The organism is Jeotgalibacillus marinus (assembly GCF_040801915.1).
GTDB classification, from domain to species: Bacteria; Bacillota; Bacilli; order Bacillales; family Jeotgalibacillaceae; genus Jeotgalibacillus; species Jeotgalibacillus marinus.
In genome coordinates this window covers 86,375-111,323 of record NZ_JBFMIA010000007.1, presented here as the reverse complement: position 1 = coordinate 111,323, position 24,949 = coordinate 86,375, and the positions used below count along the sequence as shown (strand labels likewise).

General features: G+C 39.2%; 21 protein-coding genes and 1 pseudogene. 19 read left to right on the top strand and 3 right to left on the bottom strand.

Annotated features, from left to right (window positions below):
* The first annotated feature begins 225 nt into the window (after positions 1–225).
* The 9 genes from uvrB (at position 226) to AB1471_RS09950 (ending at position 11,249) form a co-directional block, all read left to right on the top strand.
* Positions 226–2,208, top strand: coding sequence for an excinuclease ABC subunit UvrB (gene uvrB / locus AB1471_RS09990; RefSeq protein WP_367779614.1), 1,983 nt, complete (start codon positions 226–228; stop codon positions 2,206–2,208).
* Between the two features lie 7 nt (positions 2,209–2,215).
* On the top strand, positions 2,216–5,092 hold the full coding sequence (uvrA, locus tag AB1471_RS09985; RefSeq protein WP_367779613.1) for an excinuclease ABC subunit UvrA: 2,877 nt from the start codon (positions 2,216–2,218) through the stop codon (positions 5,090–5,092).
* A 305-nt stretch (positions 5,093–5,397) separates the two neighbouring features.
* Entirely contained in the window at positions 5,398–6,618 is a 1,221-nt protein-coding gene (locus tag AB1471_RS09980; RefSeq protein ID WP_367779612.1) for a DUF4097 family beta strand repeat-containing protein, read from the top strand.
* A 188-nt stretch (positions 6,619–6,806) separates the two neighbouring features.
* Positions 6,807–7,058, top strand: coding sequence for a hypothetical protein (locus AB1471_RS09975; RefSeq protein WP_367779611.1), 252 nt, complete (start codon positions 6,807–6,809; stop codon positions 7,056–7,058).
* Between the two features lie 169 nt (positions 7,059–7,227).
* Complete coding sequence (hprK, locus tag AB1471_RS09970) at positions 7,228–8,163, top strand: HPr(Ser) kinase/phosphatase (RefSeq protein ID WP_367779610.1); 936 nt, start codon at positions 7,228–7,230, stop codon at positions 8,161–8,163.
* Between the two features lie 161 nt (positions 8,164–8,324).
* Positions 8,325–9,155 (top strand): prolipoprotein diacylglyceryl transferase, encoded by an 831-nt coding sequence (gene lgt / locus AB1471_RS09965; RefSeq protein ID WP_367779609.1) that lies wholly within the window; start codon positions 8,325–8,327, stop codon positions 9,153–9,155.
* A 21-nt stretch (positions 9,156–9,176) separates the two neighbouring features.
* Positions 9,177–10,127, top strand: a complete 951-nt coding sequence (locus AB1471_RS09960; protein ID WP_367779608.1) for a nucleoside recognition domain-containing protein — start codon at positions 9,177–9,179, stop codon at positions 10,125–10,127.
* Complete coding sequence (gene ppaX / locus AB1471_RS09955) at positions 10,111–10,764, top strand: pyrophosphatase PpaX (protein ID WP_367779607.1); 654 nt, start codon at positions 10,111–10,113, stop codon at positions 10,762–10,764. The genes AB1471_RS09960 and ppaX overlap by 17 nt, the downstream gene beginning before the upstream one ends.
* Complete coding sequence (locus AB1471_RS09950; RefSeq protein WP_367779606.1) at positions 10,761–11,249, top strand: acyltransferase; 489 nt, start codon at positions 10,761–10,763, stop codon at positions 11,247–11,249. Before ppaX ends, AB1471_RS09950 begins: the two co-directional genes overlap by 4 nt.
* A gap of 180 nt (positions 11,250–11,429) precedes the next feature.
* On the opposite strand, the gene AB1471_RS09945 is transcribed toward AB1471_RS09950, so the two are convergent.
* Positions 11,430–12,029: a biotin transporter BioY gene (locus tag AB1471_RS09945; protein WP_367779605.1), complete on the bottom strand. Its 600-nt coding sequence runs from the start codon at positions 12,027–12,029 to the stop codon at positions 11,430–11,432.
* Between the two features lie 285 nt (positions 12,030–12,314).
* On the opposite strand from AB1471_RS09945, the gene AB1471_RS09940 reads away from it, so the two are divergent.
* The 3 genes from AB1471_RS09940 (at position 12,315) to trxB (ending at position 15,845) form a co-directional block, all read left to right on the top strand.
* Complete coding sequence (locus AB1471_RS09940) at positions 12,315–13,049, top strand: SurA N-terminal domain-containing protein (protein WP_367779604.1); 735 nt, start codon at positions 12,315–12,317, stop codon at positions 13,047–13,049.
* A gap of 264 nt (positions 13,050–13,313) precedes the next feature.
* Positions 13,314–14,801 carry a tetratricopeptide repeat protein gene (locus AB1471_RS09935; protein ID WP_367779603.1) on the top strand — a complete coding sequence of 496 codons (1,488 nt, stop codon included), beginning with the start codon at positions 13,314–13,316 and terminating at the stop codon, positions 14,799–14,801.
* Positions 14,802–14,891: 90 nt separating this feature from the next.
* The gene (trxB, locus tag AB1471_RS09930; protein WP_367779602.1) at positions 14,892–15,845 is read left to right on the top strand and encodes a thioredoxin-disulfide reductase; all 954 of its coding nucleotides are present in this window, start codon (positions 14,892–14,894) and stop codon (positions 15,843–15,845) included.
* A 276-nt stretch (positions 15,846–16,121) separates the two neighbouring features.
* On the opposite strand, the gene AB1471_RS09925 is transcribed toward trxB, so the two are convergent.
* The gene (locus tag AB1471_RS09925; RefSeq protein WP_367779601.1) at positions 16,122–16,577 is read right to left on the bottom strand and encodes a right-handed parallel beta-helix repeat-containing protein; all 456 of its coding nucleotides are present in this window, start codon (positions 16,575–16,577) and stop codon (positions 16,122–16,124) included.
* Positions 16,578–16,758: 181 nt separating this feature from the next.
* Positions 16,759–16,959 (bottom strand): DUF7852 domain-containing protein, encoded by a 201-nt coding sequence (locus tag AB1471_RS09920; protein WP_367779600.1) that lies wholly within the window; start codon positions 16,957–16,959, stop codon positions 16,759–16,761.
* A gap of 109 nt (positions 16,960–17,068) precedes the next feature.
* On the opposite strand from AB1471_RS09920, the gene AB1471_RS09915 reads away from it, so the two are divergent.
* The 7 genes and pseudogenes from AB1471_RS09915 to AB1471_RS09885 all read left to right on the top strand — a co-directional run bounded on the left by AB1471_RS09915 (position 17,069) and on the right by AB1471_RS09885 (position 24,930).
* On the top strand, positions 17,069–19,282 hold the full coding sequence (locus AB1471_RS09915; RefSeq protein ID WP_367779599.1) for a right-handed parallel beta-helix repeat-containing protein: 2,214 nt from the start codon (positions 17,069–17,071) through the stop codon (positions 19,280–19,282).
* An 820-nt stretch (positions 19,283–20,102) separates the two neighbouring features.
* A complete protein-coding gene (locus AB1471_RS09910; RefSeq protein WP_367779598.1) occupies positions 20,103–20,438 on the top strand; it encodes a hypothetical protein in 336 nt (111 codons plus the stop codon).
* Positions 20,439–20,640: 202 nt separating this feature from the next.
* Entirely contained in the window at positions 20,641–20,880 is a 240-nt protein-coding gene (locus AB1471_RS09905) for a hypothetical protein (protein ID WP_367779597.1), read from the top strand.
* Positions 20,881–21,403: 523 nt separating this feature from the next.
* Positions 21,404–21,532: pseudogene (locus AB1471_RS09900) on the top strand (hypothetical protein); the annotation flags it as partial.
* A 1,058-nt stretch (positions 21,533–22,590) separates the two neighbouring features.
* The gene (locus AB1471_RS09895) at positions 22,591–23,049 is read left to right on the top strand and encodes an NUDIX hydrolase (RefSeq protein ID WP_367779596.1); all 459 of its coding nucleotides are present in this window, start codon (positions 22,591–22,593) and stop codon (positions 23,047–23,049) included.
* 25 nt (positions 23,050–23,074) lie between these two features.
* Positions 23,075–23,959: an RNase adapter RapZ gene (gene rapZ, locus AB1471_RS09890; RefSeq protein WP_367779595.1), complete on the top strand. Its 885-nt coding sequence runs from the start codon at positions 23,075–23,077 to the stop codon at positions 23,957–23,959.
* Positions 23,956–24,930, top strand: coding sequence for a gluconeogenesis factor YvcK family protein (locus AB1471_RS09885; protein WP_367779594.1), 975 nt, complete (start codon positions 23,956–23,958; stop codon positions 24,928–24,930). Before rapZ ends, AB1471_RS09885 begins: the two co-directional genes overlap by 4 nt.
* Positions 24,931–24,949 lie beyond the last annotated feature (19 nt).

The window sequence follows — 24,949 nt, the reverse complement described above, 5'->3', positions numbered from 1 at the left end:
CACACAGTCCTCCTCGAGATGTTTCGTTCTCTGAATTTAAGTTCCATTGTATAAAAACAAAAATGCGAATATATGTTCTTTTTTCTGTCTTTTTCAGAATATGTTGTGATAAAATAGAAGAAAGTTTAATTAAGGCGTTAATTTTGATGCTCTCACTTGTTTCAATCGAGGATTAAGGGTATGAATATAGAAGAGAGTTTAGAGTGACTAATGGGAGGTTTTTTCATGGTTCAACAGTTTGATCTTCAATCTTACTACAACCCAGCAGGTGATCAACCAGCGGCGATCAAAAAAATTGTTCAAGGAGTCAATAATGGCACCACGCACCAAACGTTGCTAGGTGCGACGGGAACAGGTAAAACCTTTACCATTTCAAACGTGATCCAAGAAGTGAAGAAACCTACCCTTGTAATTGCACATAATAAGACGTTAGCTGGTCAATTATATAGTGAATTTAAAGAGTTTTTTCCGAATAATGCGGTTGAATATTTTGTCAGCTACTATGACTACTACCAGCCAGAAGCCTATGTGCCGCAAACCGATACGTTCATTGAAAAAGATGCCAGCATCAATGATGAAATTGATAAATTGCGTCACTCGGCAACATCATCTCTTTTCGAACGCGATGATGTGATTATTATTTCAAGTGTTTCGTGTATCTATGGGCTCGGTTCGCCTGAAGAATACAGCGAGCTTGTGGTTTCTTTAAGGACTGGAATGGAAATTGAACGGAACCAACTTCTTAGAAAAATGGTAGACATTCAATATGAACGAAACGACATTGCGTTTCAACGTGGTACATTCCGTGTGCGTGGAGACGTCGTTGAAATCTTTCCAGCAAAAAATGATGAGCACTGTATTCGTGTTGAATTTTTTGGTGATGAAATTGACCGCATCCGAATGGTTGATGCACTGACTGGAGAAATTTTAGGTGAGCGGAACCACGTGGCAATTTTCCCAGCATCCCACTTCGTTACCCGTGAAGAAAAAATGAAGAAAGCCATTGTAAATATAGAGGAAGAGCTTGAAGAACAGTTAAAAATTTTAAAAGAAGAGGACAAACTCCTCGAAGCACAGCGTCTAGAGCAACGTACTCGCTATGACCTTGAAATGATGAATGAAGTGGGTTTTTGCTCAGGAATCGAAAACTATTCAAGGCATTTAACCTTGCGCGAAGCAGGTGCAACGCCATACACGCTTATTGATTATTTCCCAAAAGATTTTTTACTTGTTATTGACGAATCGCATGTGACATTACCACAGGTGAGAGGAATGTACAACGGAGACCAAGCGCGTAAAAAAATGCTCGTCGATCATGGTTTCCGTTTGCCATCAGCATTGGATAATCGACCATTAAGATTTGAGGAATTTGAACAACATGTGAACCAGGCTGTCTACGTTTCAGCAACGCCTGGTCCGTATGAAATTGATCATACAAAAGAAATGATCGAGCAAATTATTCGACCAACTGGACTCCTTGATCCAACGATTGAAGTGCGCCCAATAGAAGGTCAAATTGATGACCTAATAAGCGAGATCCAGGAGCGTATTAAGAGTAACGAACGTACGTTGATTACAACCTTAACCAAAAAAATGTCTGAGGATCTTACCGATTATTTAAAAGAAATCGGTATCAAGGTACAGTATTTGCACTCTGAAATTAAAACCTTGGAACGTATTGAAATTATTCGAGACTTACGTTTAGGTAAATACGATGTGCTCGTCGGAATTAACTTACTTAGAGAGGGTCTTGATATCCCTGAAGTGTCTTTGATTACTATATTAGACGCTGATAAAGAAGGCTTCTTGCGCTCAGATCGTGCACTCATTCAGACGATTGGTCGTGCAGCCCGTAACTCCAATGGTCATGTTATTATGTACGCGAACAAAGTTACGGATTCGATGCAACGGGCACTTGATGAAACAGCTAGAAGACGTGAAATACAAATTTCCTATAACGAAAAACATGGCATTACACCAGTTACCATCGATAAGAAAATCCGTGATGTGATTCGTGCAACACATGTAGCAGAAGAATCGGAAGAATACGTTTCGCCATCTAGTCAATTCAAGAAAATGTCTAAACCAGAGCGAGCAAAAGTCATTGAGTCAATGGAGATTGAAATGAAAGAAGCGGCTAGAGCGCTTGATTTTGAACGTGCAGCGGAGCTTCGAGATTTGGTTCTAGAGTTAAAAGCGGAAGGATGACCCTTTAATGGTAAAAGATCAAATTATTATCCAGGGTGCAAGAGCCCACAATTTAAAAAATATTGATGTAACCATTCCACGAGATAAGCTTGTTGTTATGACAGGTTTGTCTGGTTCTGGAAAATCTTCATTAGCATTCGATACGATCTATGCAGAGGGACAGCGACGATACGTGGAGTCTTTGTCTGCTTATGCAAGACAGTTTCTTGGTCAAATGGATAAACCAGATGTGGATGCAATAGAAGGACTTTCTCCTGCCATTTCCATTGACCAAAAAACAACGAGCCGTAATCCGCGTTCAACAGTTGGAACGGTTACGGAAATTCACGATTACTTGCGCCTTATGTTCGCGCGTGTTGGACGACCAATCTGTCCGAAGCATGGCATTGAAATCACATCTCAAACGATTGAACAAATGGTGGATCGTATATATGAATTTCCAGAGCGTACACGCCTCCAAGTTTTAGCGCCGATCGTATCAGGTCGAAAAGGAACACATGCGAAAGTGTTTGACGACATAAAAAAACAAGGATACGTACGACTTCGTGTGAACCAGGAAATGGTGGATATTGGTGATGACATTGAGCTTGATAAAAATAAAAAGCATTCCATTGAAGTTGTTGTGGATCGTATCGTCGTTAAAGAGGGTGCAGAATCAAGATTAGCGGATTCTCTTGAAAGTGCCCTACGTTTGGCTGAAGGTAACGTCATTATAGATGTTATTGATCATGAGGAAATTAAATTTAATGAGCATCATGCTTGTCCAGTATGCGGTTTTTCGATTGATAAGCTAGAACCAAGAATGTTTTCGTTCAACAGCCCGTTTGGAGCTTGTGGAGAATGCGATGGTCTTGGTACGAAGTTGGAAGTGGATTTGGATCTTATCATTCCAGATTGGAACCGTACATTAGAGGATCATGCACTCGCACCATGGGAACCTTCACAATACTATTCGCTAATGCTTAAAGCGGTATGTGATCATTATGACATTGATATGAACATTCCAGTTAAAGATATTCCTAAAAGTCAAATGGATAAAATTCTTCATGGATCAGGAAAAGATAAAGTCTATTTTCGTTATGAAAATGATTTTGGTCAAATACGAGAAAATCATATTGAGTTTGAAGGAGTGGTTCGCAACGTTGCACGTCGTTATCGTGAAACGAGCTCAGACTATATACGCGAGCAAATGCAAAAGTATATGGGACAGCAGGATTGTCCAACGTGTAAAGGTCACCGTTTAAAAAAAGAAAGTCTAGCTGTTAAAATTAACGATCTTCATATTGGTGAAGTAACAGCGCTCTCTATTGAGGAAGCGAAACAATTTTTTAATCAAGTCACACTAACAGAAAAAGAAATGCAGATTGCTCGTTTAATTTTGCGTGAGATTCATGAGCGGTTAAGTTTCTTAGTTAACGTCGGTTTGGATTATTTAACATTGAACCGTGCTGCTGGAACACTGTCAGGTGGAGAAGCACAGCGTATTCGACTTGCAACACAGATTGGTTCTCAGCTGTCAGGTGTGCTGTATATCTTAGATGAACCTTCGATAGGACTTCACCAGCGTGACAACGACCGGTTAATTGAAACGCTGAAAAACATGCGCGATATTGGTAACACATTAATCGTAGTCGAGCATGATGAAGATACCATGATGGCAGCTGATTATTTAATCGATGTCGGTCCTGGAGCAGGTGTTCATGGTGGTGAAATCGTTGCTGCAGGTACTCCAAAACAAGTAATGAAAAACCATAAATCCCTGACAGGTCAATATTTATCTGGGAAAAAATTTATTCCACTTCCTCATCAAAGAAGAAAAGGGGACGGCAGAAAGCTTGAAATTTCTGGAGCAAAGGAAAATAATTTAAAAAATGTAAAAGTCAATATTCCACTTGGGATCTTTATTTCTGTAACGGGTGTTTCAGGTTCAGGAAAAAGCACGTTGATTAACAGTATTCTTCATAAAACACTTGCTCAAAAGCTCCATAAGGCGAAAACAAAGCCAGGTGAACACAAGTCAATCAAAGGGATAGAACAGCTCGAAAAAGTAATCGATATTAACCAGTCGCCGATCGGACGAACACCACGTTCAAATCCTGCGACGTACACTGGTGTATTCGATGATGTTCGTGATGTTTATGCCACGACCAATGAAGCTAAAGTGCGCGGATATAAAAAAGGACGTTTCAGTTTTAATGTGAAAGGTGGTCGCTGTGAAGCCTGTCGTGGTGACGGAATTATTAAAATTGAAATGCATTTTTTACCCGACGTATATGTTCCATGTGAAGTTTGTCATGGTAAGCGTTATAATCGTGAAACACTTGAAGTAAAGTATAAAGGGAGAAACATTTCAGATGTGCTTGAGATGACCGTTGAAGATGGCTTGGCTTTTTTTGAGAACATTCCAAAAATCAGAAGGAAACTTCAAACAATTGTGGACGTTGGACTTGGTTATATCCGTTTAGGACAGCCTGCAACAACTTTGTCAGGGGGGGAAGCTCAGCGCGTTAAGTTAGCCTCAGAGCTACACAAACGTTCAAATGGTCGATCGTTGTATATTTTAGATGAACCAACAACGGGTCTCCATGTAGATGATATTTCACGCTTACTTGTAGTACTTCAACGCCTTGTCGATAATGGCGATACCGTACTTGTGATTGAACATAATTTAGATGTTATTAAAACATCTGATTATATTATTGATCTTGGACCTGAAGGTGGTGATCGCGGTGGAACCATCGTTGCAACAGGAAAGCCAGAGGACATCGTTAAAGTAGAAGAATCTTACACAGGGAAATATTTGAAACCAGTTCTAGAACGTGAGAGTGAACGGATGGCTGAGCGGATGGCTGCGCGAACGGGAGAAGCTATAACGACTTCTTAAAGTGGAATAGAAGAAACTAATTCTCAAACATTTAATTTGGTATGATGGCGTAGGCAACTATGGTTAGTCCTTATGGGAAGGTATCTCTCATGTAACCTTGATGACATTTCAACTCTTAGATTCGCACCTCTTTGTTCCGCATCCCTTTTTAAAAAATCAGCCTTGAGGCGGGTGTCTTGATGTACTTCATCTGTCATTCTATAAAAGAAGAAAGCATGAAACTTTTTCGAACGACAGACGTATACAAGAAAGGAACGTTAAAAAAATTGGAACTTGAATTTCAACATAAGGAGCGTGTCGTTTAAATGGGAAACGAACGTAAACGAATTTTGAGTATGGTTGAAAATGGGAAGATCACGACCAAGGAAGCTTTAACACTGCTTGAATCATTGGAGAAAGAACCAATACAAAACCAATCCGATTCTGGTACTTTAGAAACGTATTCATCTACTCAGCCAAGTTCATCAGGTCACTCTTCTACTCCTTTTTCAAATGAAAAGCGTTCGAAAAATGAATTTCCATTTAATTTTGATGAAATTTTCCAGCAAAAATCGTCAAATAAAAACCCAAAATCGGGCGGTAATTCAACCGACCGTATCATGGACTTTTTTCAAAATGCATTTGAAAAAGTGAAAGATATAGACATCGAGTTTAATATGAGCCCTTCTCTTGAATTCACACATACATTCCAAGCACAAGCAACTGAACTTTTAGATGTTGAGGTCAATGTGGCTAACGGTAATGTCACGATTTATCCATGGGATGAGGATTATGTAAAAGCAGAGTGTAACGTAAAAGTGTATCGCTCAGATGATGAGACGAAAGCTCGCCATCAGCTTCTGGAATCGGTTATATTTGATACGCAATTTAAAAAGCTACGTTTTATCTCTGACTTGAAGATGACAAAACTAGATACTGTTCTATATGTACCAAAAGGAAGTTATGAACGTTGGGACATTCGATTGTTTAGTGGGAAGTTCCAAAGTGAATCAGCTAATGTGGACAAAGTAAAAGTAAAAACAGCTATTGGCAAAATTGAACTTTCGAACATGTTGATTGAAAGAGGAGAACTTGAAGCAGCTAATGGTGGAATCGACGTATCTAATACACGTGCAGATTCAATTGATGCTGAATCAGTGAATGGCAAGATTTCAGTTGAAGGTGCGATTGATGAGATGGAAGTGCAGTCGGTTAGCGGCAATATCAAATGTTCGACTTCAAGCTCGTCTGCTCGTAAGATTGAAGCGAAAACAATTGCAGGGTCTATTTCCATTTTTGTTCCTGATAGTGCAGGACTTGACGGCATATTGAAATCAAACTTTGGACGCTTCGATTTGAACCACCGTGATATGGATCATGTTGAAGAACGTGAAGAACTAATGCAGCGTAGGATACGATTCACGCGTAAAAGACCTAAAGGCACGAAGTTGTTTTTATTGGCTGATGCTAAAACGGGTGCAGTCAGTGTGAAGCCTTTAGAGTCAAAAAAAGAATCGCCAACACAAGACGACACACAAGAACAATAAGTGCATGTTCTACACTAAAAATAAATGATGACCGGAAATCACAAAAAACAGGATAGCGAAATTGGGACCCCATCCTATTTCGTTATCCTGTTTTTTTAGAGTAAAAAGGTTTTACCGATGCTATGGAATGGTATAGTCATACATAAGAGAATCTTTATCGAGTAAACTAAAAGTGAGTAGGTGAATAAATGGAGAAGTTTATCGATCGTGCAACGTGGTTTGGATTGAGTGCTATTGGATCAGTTTTTTTAGGGATTAGCGTACTATTTTCTATACTAGGTATTTATGTACTTGGTGTCGAAATGATGGCTTTGTTTAAATGGGTTTTGATCATTTTCTTATTGGGGACAGGAATCATTAGTGGGCTAATCTCTTTAGGTGCATTAGGATTTGGGTTAAAAATGAGGTTTTCTTCTCATAAGGCATCAGCTCAGGAATAACTTTATGTAATACGTGAAAGCGACTAGGGAGAAGTCTCCCTAGTCGTTTTTGATATGTAAGAAAGGCACTGTAGGACTATTCGATTATCTAATATAGTGAATCATATTCCAAAGTGTTATAATAAAGCGTATGTCAATAGCATGTTTGATCGATGTAGGGGGGACAATGGTGGTTAAGGTTACGACAAAAGATATTATTGAGCAGTTTAAATTAGAGCTAATTAGCGGAGAAGAGGGGATTCATCGTCCAATTACGACGAGTGATATTTCACGCCCAGGCATAGAGATGGCAGGTTACTTTAGTTATTATCCTGCAGAGCGTATCCAACTTCTTGGTCGTACGGAGATGTCTTTTTATGAGTTGTTGCCGTCGCAGGATCGGATTGATCGCATGTCTCAACTTTGTACGGATGATACGCCTGGTATTATTTTATCAAGGGGGATTGAAGTTCCCGCTGAGCTGATTAACGCATCTGAACGTAGCCAAGTGCCAGTAATGAAAACACCCGTTAAAACAACGCGTTTTTCTAGTCATTTAACGAATTATTTGGAAAGTAAGCTTGCTCCAACTACAGCCCTTCATGGAGTGCTGGTGGATATTTATGGTGTTGGCGTATTGATTACAGGAAAAAGTGGTGTTGGTAAAAGTGAGACAGCACTTGAACTTATGAAGCGTGGACATCGATTGGTAGCAGATGATAGTGTGGAGATTCGTCAAGATGATACGGATACGTTAATTGGAACTTCTCCTCCATTGATTGAGCATTTGCTTGAAATTCGAGGTCTAGGCATTATCAATGTGATGACGCTATTTGGTGCGGGGGCTGTTCTTAATCATAAGCGAGTGACGCTTGTCATTGATTTAGAGATTTGGGATAAAAATAAACAGTATGATCGACTTGGGCTTGATGAAGAAAAAATGAAAATTATTGATTCTGAGATTACGAAAATCACATTGCCGGTTCGCCCTGGTCGAAATTTAGCAGTCATTATAGAAGTAGCAGCAATGAATTTCCGTTTGAAACGAATGGGAGTAAATGCGGCTGAACAGTTTTCAAATCGTTTAGCAGATTCGATTATAGAAGGAGATCATGAAGACATTTAATTTATATACGATAATAGATGGAAAACTCTGTAATTGCGTAATTCGTCATCTAGCTCCGTGTGGCAAGTCTTAAAGAGTCTATTTGTTTAGATCGCCTTATGCTTGTCAGGGCGAATGAGCCGCTTGCGCTTGTATATAGAGATTTTGAAAGGGGAGAGAGTATGCTTGCATCAATTCAACCTATTGATCCGGTTGCGATCAGTTTTGGTCCGATCAATGTTGCTTGGTACGGACTGATTATTGGAACAGGAATTATTTTAGGATACATATTGGCTAATCGTGAAGCGAATCGTTTAGGTTTGCCAAAAGATACGTTTGCCGATTTACTTATTTGGGCTGTGCCGATTGCAATTATTTCAGCTCGTATTTATTATGTGATTTTTCAGTGGGAATATTATTCAGGAAATCCAGGGGCTATTATTCAAATTTGGAACGGTGGAATTGCGATCCATGGTGCGCTTATAGGTGCGGTTGCGACGGTAATAATTTTTGCAAAGCGGAAAGGACTATCGTTTTGGAAGATCGTTGATATTGCAGCACCGAGTATTATTTTAGGCCAAATGCTTGGTCGCTGGGGGAATTTCACCAATCAAGAAGCTCATGGCGGGGAAGTGTCACGTTCGTTTTTAGAGGGATTGTATCTTCCGGATTGGATTATTAACCAAATGTATATCGAGGTAAATGGTTCATTTTCTTACTATCATCCTACATTTTTGTATGAATCGTTATGGAGTCTAGTGGGACTTATTTTATTGCTGGTATTGCGAAAAGTGAATCCACTCCGTGGTGAGATTTTCTTATCGTATGTGATTTGGTACTCCATCGGTCGTGCATTTATTGAAGGATTGCGAACAGATAGCTTAATGCTGACAGATACAATACGTGTGGCGCAGCTTTTATCGTTCCTTTTGATTGCAGGTGCGATTGCGATTATGGCATATCGCCGAAAGACAGGCGTAACGACTCGCTATACGGATAAACGAAACAAGTAGAACAAAGGGTGGGGCCGATTAATGAAACCAACATTTAAAGCCGGATTAAAAGCTGGTCTACAAACCACATGGACTCTTGGGAAAATTATCTTTCCCGTCACGTTTATTGTTGTATTGTTACAATATACTCCTGTTTTACCTTGGATTACAAAACAGATTGAACCGTTTATGGGCCTTTTTGGATTAAGTGGGGAGGCAGCAGTTCCGCTTGTTTTAGGAAATTTTTTAAATCTGTATGCGGGAATTGCAGGAATTTTATCCTTAGAAATGACGGTAAAAGAAGTGTTCATCATTGCGGTGATGCTGTCATTTTCACATAATTTATTAATCGAGACAAGTGTTGCATTAAAGGTAGGCGTGAAACTTTGGGTAGTGCTCGTTGTACGACTCGGTTTGGCGTTTGTTTCAGCAATGATCATTAACCTTGTATGGCACGGTGGACAAGAAGTGGCTCAATACGGCATGGTGCCACCACAACAGGGCGATGTGTCTGGTTGGGGTGCGATCATTTTGATGGCATTTGAAAAAGCAGCATTTGGTGTTTTACAGCTAGCACTCATTGTTATTCCGTTAATGGTTATCATACAAATTATGAGAGATTTAAAGTGGCTCGATCATTTCACAAAATGGATCGCACCTTTTACAAGAGGGCTTGGGATGAAAGAAAATGCTTCGATGACACTCGTTGCGGGCTTGACGATTGGTCTTGCATATGGTGCAGGCGTAATGATTAAAGCGGTACAGGAAGACGGCGTAAGTAAAAAAGATGCAACACTCGCATTTATTTTCTTGGTCGCTTGTCATGCTGTTGTCGAGGATACCCTAATCTTTATTCCACTCGGGATACCTATACTGCCATTATTCCTAATCAGACTAATTACTGCAGTCGTACTAACGATGGTCATTGCGTATGTGTGGAAGCGAAATGAATTGTCGAAAGAAAGGAAATTAGAATATGAACAAACCCATTGATACGGTCCTTTTTGATCTAGACGGCACGTTAATCGATACGAATGAATTGATTATCTCCTCTTTTTTGCACGTGATGGAGCATTATTTCCCTGGCCAGTATGGACGTAAAGAAGTTTTGCAATTCATGGGACCACCGCTAGTTGAATCGTTTGAGCGCGTAAACCCTGACCAAGTGGATGAAATGGTAGCATATTATCGTGAATTTAATTTAGAGCAACATGATTCGCTCGCCACTGGTTTTAAAGGCGTTGAAGAAACAATCAAAGCGCTAGATGATCGAGGTATTAAGATGGCGATTGTGTCGACAAAGCGCAATGATGGAGTGATTAAAGGGTTAAAGTTGATGAAACTTGATCACTATTTTGATGTGGTTATTGGACTTGATGACGTTAAGAATGCAAAACCTAATCCAGAGCCGTTACATCTAGCAATGAAAAAACTAGATTCTGAACCTGAAACAAGTCTAATGGTTGGAGACAATCATCATGACGTGTTAGGTGGTAAAAACGCTGGAACTAGAACCGCTGGAGTCTCTTGGACCGCGAAGGGGCGAGAGTACCTAGCTAGTTATGAACCAGATTTCATGCTTGAAACGATGGAAGATTTGTTGACGATTGTGCAGAATAACGGAAAATGAGAAGAACAGAACGCCATAAAGTAGAAGGTTCCAATTCACTTTGGCACGTGTATAAAACCGTTCCTTTTTGGAAGGTAATGCGCAATTTTATTGTGATTCAAATGGCTCGGTACACACCATTTTTAAGGATGAAAAACTGGTTGTACCGCACATTCTTAGGTGTGAAGGTTGGCGATCAAACATCCTTTGCACTTATGGTGATGCTTGACGTTATGTTTCCTGAAAAAATTTCTGTCGGCAAAAATAGTGTCATTGGTTACAATACGACTATTCTTGCACATGAATATTTAATTCATGAGTATCGTATTGGTATGGTTGAAATAGGCGACGAAGTGTTGATTGGTGCAAATACGACAATTTTGCCAGGTGTTCGGATTGGTGACGGAGCCATTGTATCTGCGAGCACGCTTGTCCATAAAGACGTGCCAGCAGGGGCATTCGTTGGTGGGAACCCGATGCAAGTGATTCGGTTAAAAGATGAATAAACAATAATTTGTGGAGCGTCTCTCTTTAATGGGGAGGCGTTTTTGTGTGGCTAATATTCACGATTTTTACAATGATTAGTAAACTATATTTTGAAATTATAGCGTTGAAATGTAGAAGATTTGCTTAAATCAAAAAAACAGTCAAGAACCACTAGCTGGTTCTTAACTGGTAGCATACGTTTAAACAGCTCGTTGATCCTGAGGTACTCTTTGTGAGCGTGTTTCAGGAAATGCTTGAAGTACTTTGTATGAAACGGTTGCTGCAACGAATGTGAGCACAATGTCTTTTGGTAATGGCGGAAGCATCCAAATCCATGCCATTGTATAGGTAAAGCCATCTGGTGCTGAAAACCATAGCTTATAGGCTATGTACATCCAGTTGGTTCCAATGCCGTAGTTGATTACAGTTCCAATCAATGAGGCAATTAAAAGGATCATAAATGTTTTTTTCTTTTCAGTAATCAAACCTGTTACCCAAGCAACAACGATGTAGGAGAGCAAAAATCCAAACGTTGGACTTATGATGGTTCCAACTCCACCTGACATCTGTGCAAATACAGGCATACCAGCAAGTCCGACCATAAGGTAGATGATCATAGCGATTGGTCCCCATTTTTTTCCTAATAAAATTCCTGCAAGCAAGCATACTACTGTTTGGAGGGTGATGGGTACGTTACCGATCACAAGAATTGGGACAATCGATGTTATGTTTGCACCGATCGCCATTAACGCAGCAAATAAGGAAGCTAAAATCATACCATGAAGAGGTGATTTAACCATAAGTGACATTCTCCTTTAATTTTATCTGATATGATTATACGAGGAAAAACATTTTTAAGTCAACATAATAATTATTTTAGTTTACTTAAATTATTATTGTAATAAACTTATGTTTGCATGTAACAAAATAACAAGATGCTCGTCTACTTAGTAGTTACCTTGTTTATCAAGTGATAAATTGGGTTATTTTATGTCTTGGAGGGTTATCGGTTTATCTTTTCGTGAATGTCCTTTACAATGCGTACTAGGATAAAGAATTACAGATCTGAAAGGGGTTATTATTGTATGAAACTTAAGAAATTTTTACTTCCGTTTGCAGCAGGTGCGCTAGCATTAGGTTTAGCAGCTTGTAGCGAAAAAGATGAAGAGGCACCAGAAGGCCTAACTGAAGAAGAGCAAGCAGCTGCTCTTGAAGAAATGGAAGCTAAGCTAGCTGAGCAACAAGTTGACGAGGACGAGATCGTTGCTGTTGTGAATGATGAAGAAATTACAGGCGTTGATTACAATATTGCATTGACTTCAATCCAATATGAAATGCAGCAACGGGGACAAGATCCTACAAGTGAAGAGGGTATTGAGCAAACGAAAGAACAGGCATTAGATAGACTTGTGATTCAAACATTAGTTCTTCAAAAAGCAAAAGAAGCGAATATGACAGCATCTGAAGAAGAAATCGATGAAGAATATGCATTAGTTGGAGAACAATACGGTGGAGAAGAAATAATACAAGAATTGCTCGAAGCCCAAGACATAGAGATAGAAACGTTCAAAGAACAAATTGCTGAATCAATTCAATACGCAAAATATATGGATGAAGCTGCTCCAATAACAGAAGAAGAGATTCAGGCTTATTATGATGAAGTGGCAGCTGAATATGAAGAAGGTGAAGCTGAAACTGAAGAGGAATTTCCAGCATATGAAGACGTAAGCGAAGACATTAAGGTAACACTGCAAAACGAACCGTTTGCTCAACATGTTGATGAGCTGAAAGAAGAAGCAGAGATTGAGATATTGATTTAAAAATTAGATCAGCAAAGAGGCACTTTCCATTGAGGGAGGTGCTTTTTTGGTTCAAAAAGTAGTATTGTGGGTGGAGTGTATGGCGGACAATCGCTTTCTCACGGCATTGAGTTACATCTTTCTCGACGATTTGCCCATTGATCCCTAAACGAGAAAACCATTATGTTCTCTAAAAAAGACCATTTCACCACAAACGAGCGGCTTCCGTTAGAGGTCCTTATTATGCTATCATTGATAGGTTAATACGATGTTCGGAGGATATACATGAAAAACGGATCGAAGCGAACAGAAATGACGGGTAAGGTGCTACCGTTTAACCTATCTGGAGAAAGTTACTACCGCAAAGGGATGACCATGTATCATCGTGGTCAATTAGATAAAGCGCTCAAGTACTTGACACGCGCACAGGATTTGGAGCCAGAGGAACCGATGATTCGGTTGCAAATGGCCATTATTGAAACAGAAATCGGTGAATTTAAACAATCAAATGAACGTTTAAAGGAAATCATGGATACCATCGATCCGTCTATGATTGAAGCGCATTATCTTATGGCGAATAATTTTGCTCATTTGGGCTTGTTTGGAGAAGCGTATAAGCATGCGACTGCTTATTTAGATCGGCATGGAGATGGCGAGTTTGTGGAGGATGCAGAAGATCTACTTGAGCTGTTGTCACTTGAAGAGGAAAATGAATTTGATCGTGATCTAGAGCAAGATGAACTTATTATGCATCAAGAAAAAGCAAATCAACATTTAGCAGATGGAGAATTTAAAGAAGCGATTGAATTACTTGAAGAAGTGATTGAACGTTTTCCTGATTACTGGACTGCATACAATAATTTAGCGCTTGCGTATTTTTATTTTGGGGAAAAGGAGCAAGCAACTGCGCTGTTAACGGAAGTGCTTAATCGTAATCCTGGAAATTTACATGCGCTTTGTAATTTAGCGGTGTTTTATTATTACCAAGAGCGAACGGATGAATTGGAAAATTTAATGGATGCATTAGAGCAAGTCCGTCCATTTTTACTTGAACATCGTTTTAAATTAGGGGCAACGTTCTCACTAGTTGGTCGTCATAAGCAAGCGTATGGATGGTTGAAAAGTCTTGTGAAACGAGGCTTTGAGGGCGATGCAGGATTTTATTTTTGGCTTTCGCAGTCAGCATGGCAAACTGGACATGAAAAAGTTGCAAAAGAAGCGTGGAAACGCGTATTAATCGATCAGCCTGATAAAGAAGGAATGGAGCCTTGGAACGGGCAAATGACTGAACGAAACGACGTGCTTTCTGAATCAATGTATCCAGAAGAGCGGTTGTTTGTTTTTTTCAAAGAAGCACAAACCGATCCATCGTTTTTGAAGGTGGGAGCACCTTCGTATTTAACAGAAACTGAACATGCTTATTTCGCTGTGCTTGGGCAAGTGCACAATATTTTGTCTGACACGAATGCGGTTGGTCCGAAAGTTGATGCTTTAAAACGTGCGCATGATGTTGCCTGTAAGCTAAGTCATACTTTTAATCTTACGCAACAATCACATCAAGGGTTGTTTTATATGTGGTTTCATATTGTGTATTATGGATCAGAGGATGGTTATTCGTTCAAAAATGTAGCGGCATTATCAGCAGCAGTTGAATATTTGTGGAAAAAGGTGCGAGGCGAAAAAGTATCGCAGAGAGAAATGGCTGAAAAGTATTCTACAAGTACTTCGTCCATGCGAGCATATATGGATGATTTAAACGAATACTTACCATAGGCAAAAAAGTGGACGTAATGTTGCTCATCCTTTACGATAAATGAGGGTGAAGTGGAAACCACTTTTAAGAGGATAAAGGAGTGTATTTTCATGACGGAAGAAAAAATTTATGATGTGATTATTATTGGCGCTGGTCCTGCAGGGATGACAGCTGCTGTTTATACGTCACGTGGTAATTTGTCAACGCTTATGTTAGAGCGTGGCGTACCTGGCGGACAAATGGCAAATACAGAAGATGTTGAAAACTACCCAGGATTTGACCATATTTTAGGACCAGATCTTTCAAATAAAATGTTCGATCACGCAAAAAAATTCGGTGCGGAATATGCGTACGGTGATGTGAAAAGTATTGTTGACGGAAAAGAATTTAAAACGATTAAAGCGGGTTCAAAAGAGTATAAGACTCGTTCGATCATTTTGACCACTGGTGCAGAGTACAAAAAGCTTGGGGTTCCAGGTGAAAAAGAGCTTGGTGGACGTGGCGTATCATATTGCGCAGTTTGTGATGGTGCATTTTTTAAAGGCAAAGACCTTGTTGTTGTAGGTGGAGGAGACTCTGCTGTTGAAGAAGGTGTATATCTAACTCGTTTTGCCAACAAAGTGACAATCATACACCGCCGTGATAAGCTTCGTGCACAACAAATTTTGCAACAGCGTGCATTTGACAACGATAAAATTGATTTTATTTGGAATAACACGATCAAAGAAATCAATGAAGAGAATGGAAAAGTAGGTTCAGTTACACTCGTCTCTACAGAAGATGGCACCGAAAGTAAATTCGCTGCGGATGGTGCATTTATTTATATCGGAATGGTACCATTGACAAAGCCTTTTGAATCACTTGGAATTTTAAACGATCAAGGCTATATCGAGACTGATAGCATGATGCAAACGAACGTACCAGGGATTTTTGCTGCTGGAGATGTGAGGGACAAAACGCTTCGTCAAATCGTCACTGCAACAGGTGATGGAAGCATCGCGGCACAATCCGTTCAACATTACGTAGAAGAATTGATGGAATCATTAAAAGTTAGTCGTCAATGACTATGAGTAATGAGGTAGAGTATAGATAAAAAAATTTATGCAATCGTTACTCAGTTGTAACAGTGATGCAACAATAAAAAGGTATAGTAGATATTATAAGTAATTGACCCCCTTTAGAATACATTACTTGGTGGCATGGACTGACTCGGATGTGGTTATTTACCAACCCACTGATGTCCATACCTAACAAACGCTTATACACCAACGTGTATAGGCGTCTTTTTTTTGTTATCATTCCCGACACAACAAAAGCACCCCACAGGATACTAAGAGTGATCAATTACAAATCCCGACTGGGGGGTTACTAGTATCACATTTATTCCCTTTGAAATTGTTGGTATCTTGATCGTTGATATCAGTAAAACCACCCCCGTCCCCATTATCAAGCGCACGATTAAAGAAAACATCATTTTCTTCAGAATCTGCAGAGAAGGTAATACCATCCCCATCATGATCATTAGCGGTATTTCCTCTAATTATGTTGTTGTTAGAGAGTTGGATTAATTGTATACCATCATCCACATTCTCATTAGCGACATTCCCTATGATCATGTTGCTAACTGAACGGATTAAGAGAATACAATCAGTATTATTCTCATTAAACTTATTCCCTTTCATCACGTTACTATCTGAACCTTCTAATAAAATGCCATTACCACTAAATTTTTGAATTCTAAAATTATGCACCACTACGCCGGAAGTGTTATCAATCGTTATACCATTACCTCCCACCACAGTCTCTCCATCTAGTACCCATCTTTCGGTTTAATAAATCGGCAACTACTTTCTGAAGATTCTACAAAACCAAAAAATGGAACATCAGCAGTTTTATCACGAACCGCTGTATTACATTTATCTGTAGCATATTCGATATTTTTACGAATAAATCTTTCTACAAATAATTTTCCTCTTGTTACAAATCGTAAGCTTTTTTTTCGTCCTCCTGAAATTCTACAGATACAAGTTTACATTGCGTTAGGAATATATCTTTTCCCACTCGTTTAATTTCGAATGCGGGTGGCTCAAGTGGAATATCTGCTTCGACAACGATTTGAATTTCGGCCTGTGTTAATTTAATTGGAAATTCAAAAGCCGACTGTTGAATTGTAATCATCTTATCAGTATGTCCAAGCTTTAGAGATTACTAGCATGGAACTTAATGTTTTTGCACCAGAACCTTATCGAGTAATGTTCATAAAATAATGATAAAGGAGATGAAGGTTTTGACTGTTTTTATAGTGAAGAATGGAGAATCTATCCAAAACGCTATTAATGGGGCTAAGGTTCCTGACACGATTAGGATTGAAGCTGGCACGTTTGCGGGATTTGTGGTTGCTAACACGACAGGGGAAGAACCTATACCTATTCCTCGTTTGAAAATTATAGGTGCCGGGATAGGGAAAACGATTATCGACGGAGTAGGATCAACGACGGATGGGATTGCCCTTCCTTCAGGGTCTGATCAAACGACGATTGAATGCTTGACGGTACAGAATTTTAGTGCTGGAAATGGCCTTGTGAGTGTATCTAACGCTAACATCATTCGTCAGGTGGAGGCGAAAGGTAATGGGGGAAGTGGTGGTTTTAACATTGAGGGGGAACGAAATTTAGTACTTAAGTGTGTCGCTAGTGGGAATCAGGATGATGGATTTGCTATCGATGGAAATAACAACTATCTCATTGAATGTCGAGCGATTGACAACATGGACGAGGGGTTTGAAAGTGACGAAGGTGGAACTCATACGTTATATTTTAATTGCCTAGCCAAAGGCAATGGAAGTGATGGATTTGAAGTTGGAGACTTCGATTTACTGCTGTGTAATAAAACTATCAATAATGGGACCGAGGGTATTGAACTTGATGAAGATGGAGCACTAGTATTTGACAATGTCGTTTGTGAGAACAAGGATAATGGCATCCTAGTAGAGGAGTGTGATGGCATTATCTACGGAAATCACGTTTGTGACAATGGTACAGGGCCAGGGATTAGATTAGAATCCTTTGCTAACAGAAACAATGTTGTCAACAACTGCGTTCAACGAAATAAAATAGACGGGATTCGGTTAGAGTCAGATCCAGCTACGAGGAGTTTATTACCAAGGGTACGCAATAAGTTAAACCTTATCACTCTGGGAACTGGAGCTTCAAACAATCTTATCGACAACAACATTGTTAAAGAAAACGAGGGTGACGGCATCTTATTACAATCCGACACAACCGGCAACTGCGTGCGCTCCAACTGTGCATTTGGTAATGCGTGCAGTGATATCCAAGCGAATCCACCGGCGAATGTGAATAATACCTTTGATGAAAATAAATGTGGGTACAGTGATCCAGATAATCTGTGTGAGGACTGTTGCGAAGTTAAGTCGGTTATTACAGTAAAACCAGGAGAATCTATTCAATGTGCCATTAACGCGGCTGAACCTTGTGACACGATTAGAATTGAGACTGGGACGTTTGCGGGGTTTGTGGTTGCTAACACGACGGACCCAATGAATCCTATACCGATCCCTCGTTTAAGGATTATTGGTGCAGGGATAGGAAAGACGATTATCGACGGAGTGGCAACGTTTACGGATGGTATTGTTATTCCTTTGGGATCTGATCAAACGACGATTGAATGCCTGACGGTACAAAAGTTCGGTAGTGACGGCATACGTATTGAGTCTGATGCCAACATCATTCGTCAAGTGGAGTCAAAGGATAATCAGTCTGATGGTTTTTTTGTAACTGAGGATGGTCACCGCAATTTCATATTGAAGTGCGTTGCAAGTGGCAATCAGGATCAGGGTGTTCAAATCAACGGCAATAACAACTATCTCATCAAATGTCAGGCTGTTGAAAACGTATCCGATGGTCTCGCTAGCGCTGGGGGGAGTCATACGCTATATTTTAAATGCCTAGCTGAGGGGAATGGGTTTGGTATTTTCCCAGGAGACTTTGATGTGCTTTTGCATAATCTAGTTATCAAGAATGGCGAAGAGGGTATCGATGGTTCTGGTATTGGGAATCTAACATTTGAAAATACGATTTGTGAAACTATGGGTAAGGGTATCGATGTAGTTGGCGAGACTACCCTTTATGGGAATAAAGTTTTCAAAAATGGTGTAGGAATTGAATTAGATCTTGATGATAATGGAAACAATATCATCAATAACTTGGTTGAAGGCAATAAAACAGGAGGGATTCGATTAGAATCAGGTGAGGAAGAAGGAGCTTCCAACAACTTGATCGACAATAACATCGTTAAAGACAACGAGAACGTGGGTATTTGGTTAGAGCCCAACACAACAGATAACTGTGTCCGTTCCAACTGCGCGTTTAATAATGCGGGTAATGATATCCAAGCGAATCCACCTGCGGATGATAACAATACGTTCGATGAAAATAAATGTGGAACCAGTGATCCAGATGGTTTGTGTGAGGACTGTTAGGTCAACGAGGTGGGGCGTTATTCGTTTATATCCCTGAGGAGATTAGAGATGGCCAATTACGCACTTTAATATATGAGCCAGATAACCTAACTGTAGACATAAAAAAGGAATCCTATGAATTTAAAAATTATAGGGCCCGTGTAAATCAGACGTACGTATCCACTCCTTAAATTCCTTCTGCTACTGCTCTAGTCAGCATTTACTCTGGATACGTATCCCAATCTACTTAAAGAAGGGTCTGTGTAGCAATGGAACTAAAAAGAAAGGATTGAAAATTGAATGACCGATCATCATTTTGAAGTACCGAAACAACTTTGTTCTTGTTTCTTTGGTGAAACTGAGATAACTTCACATTCTGAATGTGCTCCTATTCTTTGTGACCGAGGTGCGCTTTCCAATTAAGATGGTGACACCAGTGTCAACGATAAGTTTAGACTTAATAGCGGTTTTACTTTAACTCAAGTGTTTGATTTTGAAAAATGTTTAAGTATAAGATGTTCTAGGTCTAAGGGGGAACCTTGTGACTGTAAGAAGAAAGATCATGATGATCAAAAATGGTATATGAAAAGATCCTTCCAGTTCAATTAGTGATTACAGAATTACAGAATTTAATCGAAATCAGAAGCGTAAAGAGAAAATCAGCCAGGGAGAGGAAGAAGGATTTTTTGAGTGGCTTTTCTAAGATTTTTATAGCCTTTTTTATTAATTGAGTACTATTTTCAAGTAAAACAACTACTCAATTTTTTCTTTGGTTGCATAATCTAATAGAGGGATTTCACAAAAAAAGAATTAACAATAATAAAAAAAGGAGTGAAAATTGTTGACTAAAAAATTGAATGACCATTTTGGGGAATTTTGTGACTGTTTCTTTGGTGAAACTGAGATAACTTCACACTCTGAATGTACACCTATTCCTTGTGACAGCATTCGCGAGGATGTCATCATTGGAGACGATAAGTTTAGACTTAATAGCGGTTTTGCTTTAACTCAAATGTTTGATTTTGAAAAATGTTTAAGTATAAGATGTTCTAAGGAACTTTGCCACTGTGAAAAAGACCATGATGATCAAAAATGGTATATAGAGAAGATCCTTCCAGTTCAAGTCGTGATTGCAGAATTTAGAAAAGATAAAATACTGCCACCACCATGTAGGTAATCAAATTGTTGCAAATTTAAAAACGTTTGAAGGTTTTTGAAACAAGTCTATATGAAGCATAATGAAATCCCTAAGTAAAAAGACAGTCTAAACACTGTCTTCTTTTTAGTGAGAAGATTTTTTTATATTTCTGTGAAAATTCAATAAACTTATTACATATACTTTTATTGTGTGATTACATTTATTGAGGAGGATTTCAATTATGACTAAAGAATATTCTATTAATATCAAAGAGGTCAATGTCAATAACCATATTGAAACTACACAGATTCCGAAGTCTTCAGGTGTAAATGGTGGAGTATTATTAACAGGATTTATCGTAGTTGATAATATCGTAGTTACAAGTGAAAATGATGAAAAAAAACTACTTGTTGAAAGTAATTTACCATTCCAAATTATGGTTATTGACTTAGACACATCAGATGATAATGTTGAAACGTAAGTTAACGATTTCACCTTTATGAAACGAGTAGGATATAAAGATTTTTAAAAATTTTCATACGTCATGTTTTTCGAGACATACGAAAAATATCAAACTGAGAGTAGATTTCCCCTCTTAGTTTCGCATGTTTCATTGTCTTCCTTCACTTCTTATAAGATAGCAGCATGTACAGTAAACCCAATTTAGTAACTCCTCGTACATTTGTCAAACCTTGCATTGGGAAAATGCGTTAACAATCTTCAGATAGACCATCCGGATCATTATTTCCATATTCATTTCATCTCGAAAAGATATAGAACAGCCAGAAATGGTAATGAAGCGAGCGTTAGAATATACAAATAAGAGTTAATTGCTAGCCTTAATTGTTCGAGACAGACCGAAAGTTGCTTTCGCTGATGCCGTGAATGTTTCTCACCTGTATCTTGATGGAGAGTTAGCCAAAACAAAATGATACAACACAGGAAGAAAAGATTGTTCAAGGAATGGTGAGACGGAGGATATTTGATCAACGCAAGGATCAAATTACAACAGTCCGACTCAACGAGCGATGGAATTGAAATTTTTTGAAGTTAAGGAAACAGCAATTACTCACTTTGACGGTCACGTAAGTACAAACAACGAAAGTCACTGGAAAAGGTCAACAGTTTCTTAGGTAAGTGGTGTGATCCATAGTGGGAAAATAGCTGGTTTCATCAACCATTTATTTATCTTCTTCAAAATCACGGTTTCCAGCCCAACATGAAAAATACGAAAAAAAATAACCTGAGCCCTTATGACTCTAGAACTCAGGCTACTTACTTTTCTTTTTAATTCCTGCCCACTTGAGAGGGTCACTACAGGGCAGCTAATGTTTAGTTACGTTGCTCATCCTATTTTTGTGGTATACCCGGGTATACCACAAAAAGTCCAAGGAAGAGATTAATATCAACGGTTTCAGACACTTTTACAAATATCTCTCTATTATCACTATCAATGAATACTAGACTCTCCTTTGTTTTGCAATACCTATTTTATTTATTTTCGTTAGCTGCCTGAAGTCAACCAAACCAGTAGGGGTGGTTACGTATTTGTGACTAAAGAAAAATGGTAGAAATGTTGGTCAGGTTTAGTCCCAACAACTAACCATTACGTTCAGCGTTTTTATTTCAAGAGCCTGATCTATCTCTTTCTAATTGCAAGAGATGACTGGCTTTTCCGTTGTCTAAAACCTATCGAAGAGAAGATTACCCTACGGGGCGAGCTTTTTTTATGTGTTTCAATAGATTATGTTTCGTTTCATCTTTTATTGATAAAATAACACTAGTGTTGCATAAATTTTAATAGAATAATCAGAAAATATATTTTCCGGTATTTTGGCCAAAAAGACAAGACCTGAATAAAGGTGCATTTTCCACTTGGTTTTTATTTACAATTATACTTTAGGGACAGGGAGAAGTTAATTTTTACGGAATGGTTTGTTTCTGCAACCTTCTTAGCCAAAAACTTATACAAACGCTTTTATAACAGGCTTAATGTTGTATACTAATTGAGAACAGTAAGAATACAGACAGACTTGGTCCATGCCATTTTTTTGTTAAGAACCTCACATATTATTCATGAAGTCCAATCAATGAGAATAAAAATACAACTATATTCAGTCTCTCTCTATTTGTTCGCTGGAAAAAAAGCATGTATAATAAAGTAAATGAGCGAAATAGAGTAGGTGATAAGATGCAACGCATAACGAATTGCGTATATATAAAGGACCAGCAAGCATTATTACTCCAAAAGCCACGTCGTGATTGGTGGGTAGCACCTGGTGGCAAAATGGAGCCAGGAGAATCCGTTCGAGATGCATGTATTCGTGAATACCGTGAAGAAACAGGAATTTATGTTAAAAACCCTGAGATCAAAGGGATTTTCACATTTATTATTAAAGATGGAAATGAAGTTGTGTCAGAATGGATGATGTTCACTTTTTTAGCTACAGATGCTGATGGTGTAGAAATGGAAGAATCACCTGAAGGGATTTTAAAATGGCAGCCAGTAGAAGCAATTCCGTCGCTAGAAATGGCAGAAGGTGACCGGCACATTTTAGAGTATGTTGTTCATGGACAAGGTGTAATGTATGGAACATTTACATATACACCTGATTTTGACTTGTTATCGTATCGATTGGATCCAAGTTAATCACTGTTACAAGGGGGATTTATTCATGACGACAGTTAACGATGTTGAATTAGTTATCATCACTGGCATGTCGGGAGCGGGAAAAACCGTTGCTGTACAGAGCTTTGAAGATCTTGGTTTTTTCTGTGTGGACAACCTGCCGCCAACGTTAATGCCAAAGTTTTTGGAATTGATGAAGGAATCTAGTAATAAAATGAATCGAGTTGCGCTTGTGATGGATTTAAGAGGACGCGAGTTTTTCGATTTTCTTTTCAAAGCACTTGATCAGTTTGAATCAGATCATGTGACACCTCGCATTCTTTATTTAGATGCAGATGATGAAGCGCTCGTTCGTCGCTATAAGGAAACACGCCGCTCCCATCCACTTGCTCCAGCAGGTTTACCGCTTGATGGCATAAAACAGGAACGCTTGTTGCTCGAGGAGTTAAAAGGACGTTCACAAACCATTTACAATACCTCAAAATTGAAGCCGCGTGAGCTTCGCGAAAAAATTCTAGCTGAATTCTCAGCGAATAAACAGTCCTTATTCACAGTAAATGTAATGTCATTTGGCTTTAAACATGGGATTCCGATTGATGCAGATTTAGTTTTTGATGTCCGATTTCTGCCAAACCCTCATTACATTGAGCATATGAGACCCCAAACAGGTTTGGATGAAGAAGTGTCAACGTATGTGATGAAATGGACGGAAACACAAAAGTTTTTAGAGAAAACATTGGACTTACTTGCGTTTATGCTACCCCAATACAAACGTGAGGGGAAAAGCCAACTTGTGGTAGCGATCGGTTGTACAGGTGGCCAACACCGATCAGTAGCCCTAACAGAGGAAATTGCCCGTTCCTTTGCAAAAGACTATCAAACACGGGTGACACACCGTGATATTGAGAAGCGAAAAGGAAAGACGAGTTGACCACTAAGTACGACACCAAAGGAAAAGTGGTTGTGATCGGAGGCGGGACAGGTTTATCTGTCCTTCTAAGAGGTTTAAAAAATCATCCTCTTGACTTAACCGCCGTTGTGACAGTAGCAGATGACGGAGGAAGTTCTGGGCGCATTCGAGAGGATTTGAACATTCCACCACCGGGCGACATTCGAAACGTGCTTGCTGCCTTATCGGATGTGGAGCCGCTTATTGAAGAAATGTTTCAGTACCGTTTTGCCAGTAAAAATGAATTGAGTGGTCATGCACTAGGAAATCTAATTATCGCGGCGATGACGTCCATTACGGGAGATTTTGCTCATGGCGTACAGGAAATGAGCAAGGTATTAAATGTTCGCGGAGAAGTACTACCATCCGCGAATCAAAGCCTTTTTTTATCAGCTGAAATGGAAGATGGAACAATTATTAAAGGGGAATCGAAAATCCCGTTCTCGGGGAAAAAGATCAGTCGAGTGTTCCTGTCACCTAAACACGTGAAGGCGTTGCCTCAAGCAGTCGAAGCCATACAAGAAGCGGACATGATTATCATCGGACCTGGTTCCCTTTACACGAGTATTTTACCGAATTTACTCGTAAAAGAAATCGGTCAAGCTGTGTTAAACAGCAAGTCACCTAAAGTGTATATTTGCAACTTGATGACACAAGCAGGTGAAACGCTCCATTACACGGCTGCTGATCATATTGATGCCTTATACGATCATATGGGGGAACGATTTGTTGATTATGTATTAGTGAACAATGAAGAAATTCCAGTGGAGTTAAAATCCATTTATGATAGAGAAATGGCTGAACCTGTACAATTTGATGTCGATCGTCTTCAGGGGCTCGGCCTTCAAGTTGTATATGATAAAATTATCTCTTACCACAATGGCCTCATCCGACACGATACAGATCGCGTGGCAAAAATCATCACTAAGCTAATGGCAGAAAAACGATTTTAACTCGTTTAATATAGAAAGT

Excerpts from the sequence above, each read along its gene's own strand:
- ppaX (WP_367779607.1), top strand. The coding sequence starts at position 10,111 with ATGAACAAACCCATTGATACGGTCCTTTTTGATCTAGACGGCACGTTA.
- uvrA (WP_367779613.1), top strand. The coding sequence starts at position 2,216 with ATGGTAAAAGATCAAATTATTATCCAGGGTGCAAGAGCCCACAATTTA.
- lgt (WP_367779609.1), top strand. The coding sequence starts at position 8,325 with ATGCTTGCATCAATTCAACCTATTGATCCGGTTGCGATCAGTTTTGGT.
- AB1471_RS09935 (WP_367779603.1), top strand. The coding sequence starts at position 13,314 with ATGAAAAACGGATCGAAGCGAACAGAAATGACGGGTAAGGTGCTACCG.
- uvrB (WP_367779614.1), top strand. The coding sequence starts at position 226 with ATGGTTCAACAGTTTGATCTTCAATCTTACTACAACCCAGCAGGTGAT.
- AB1471_RS09895 (WP_367779596.1), top strand. The coding sequence starts at position 22,591 with ATGCAACGCATAACGAATTGCGTATATATAAAGGACCAGCAAGCATTA.
- AB1471_RS09980 (WP_367779612.1), top strand. The coding sequence starts at position 5,398 with ATGGGAAACGAACGTAAACGAATTTTGAGTATGGTTGAAAATGGGAAG.
- trxB (WP_367779602.1), top strand. The coding sequence starts at position 14,892 with ATGACGGAAGAAAAAATTTATGATGTGATTATTATTGGCGCTGGTCCT.
- AB1471_RS09975 (WP_367779611.1), top strand. The coding sequence starts at position 6,807 with ATGGAGAAGTTTATCGATCGTGCAACGTGGTTTGGATTGAGTGCTATT.
- AB1471_RS09905 (WP_367779597.1), top strand. The coding sequence starts at position 20,641 with ATGACTAAAGAATATTCTATTAATATCAAAGAGGTCAATGTCAATAAC.
- AB1471_RS09960 (WP_367779608.1), top strand. The coding sequence starts at position 9,177 with ATGAAACCAACATTTAAAGCCGGATTAAAAGCTGGTCTACAAACCACA.
- AB1471_RS09940 (WP_367779604.1), top strand. The coding sequence starts at position 12,315 with ATGAAACTTAAGAAATTTTTACTTCCGTTTGCAGCAGGTGCGCTAGCA.
- AB1471_RS09945 (WP_367779605.1), bottom strand. The coding sequence starts at position 12,029 with ATGGTTAAATCACCTCTTCATGGTATGATTTTAGCTTCCTTATTTGCT.
- AB1471_RS09950 (WP_367779606.1), top strand. The coding sequence starts at position 10,761 with ATGAGAAGAACAGAACGCCATAAAGTAGAAGGTTCCAATTCACTTTGG.
- rapZ (WP_367779595.1), top strand. The coding sequence starts at position 23,075 with ATGACGACAGTTAACGATGTTGAATTAGTTATCATCACTGGCATGTCG.
- AB1471_RS09920 (WP_367779600.1), bottom strand. The coding sequence starts at position 16,959 with ATGATTACAATTCAACAGTCGGCTTTTGAATTTCCAATTAAATTAACA.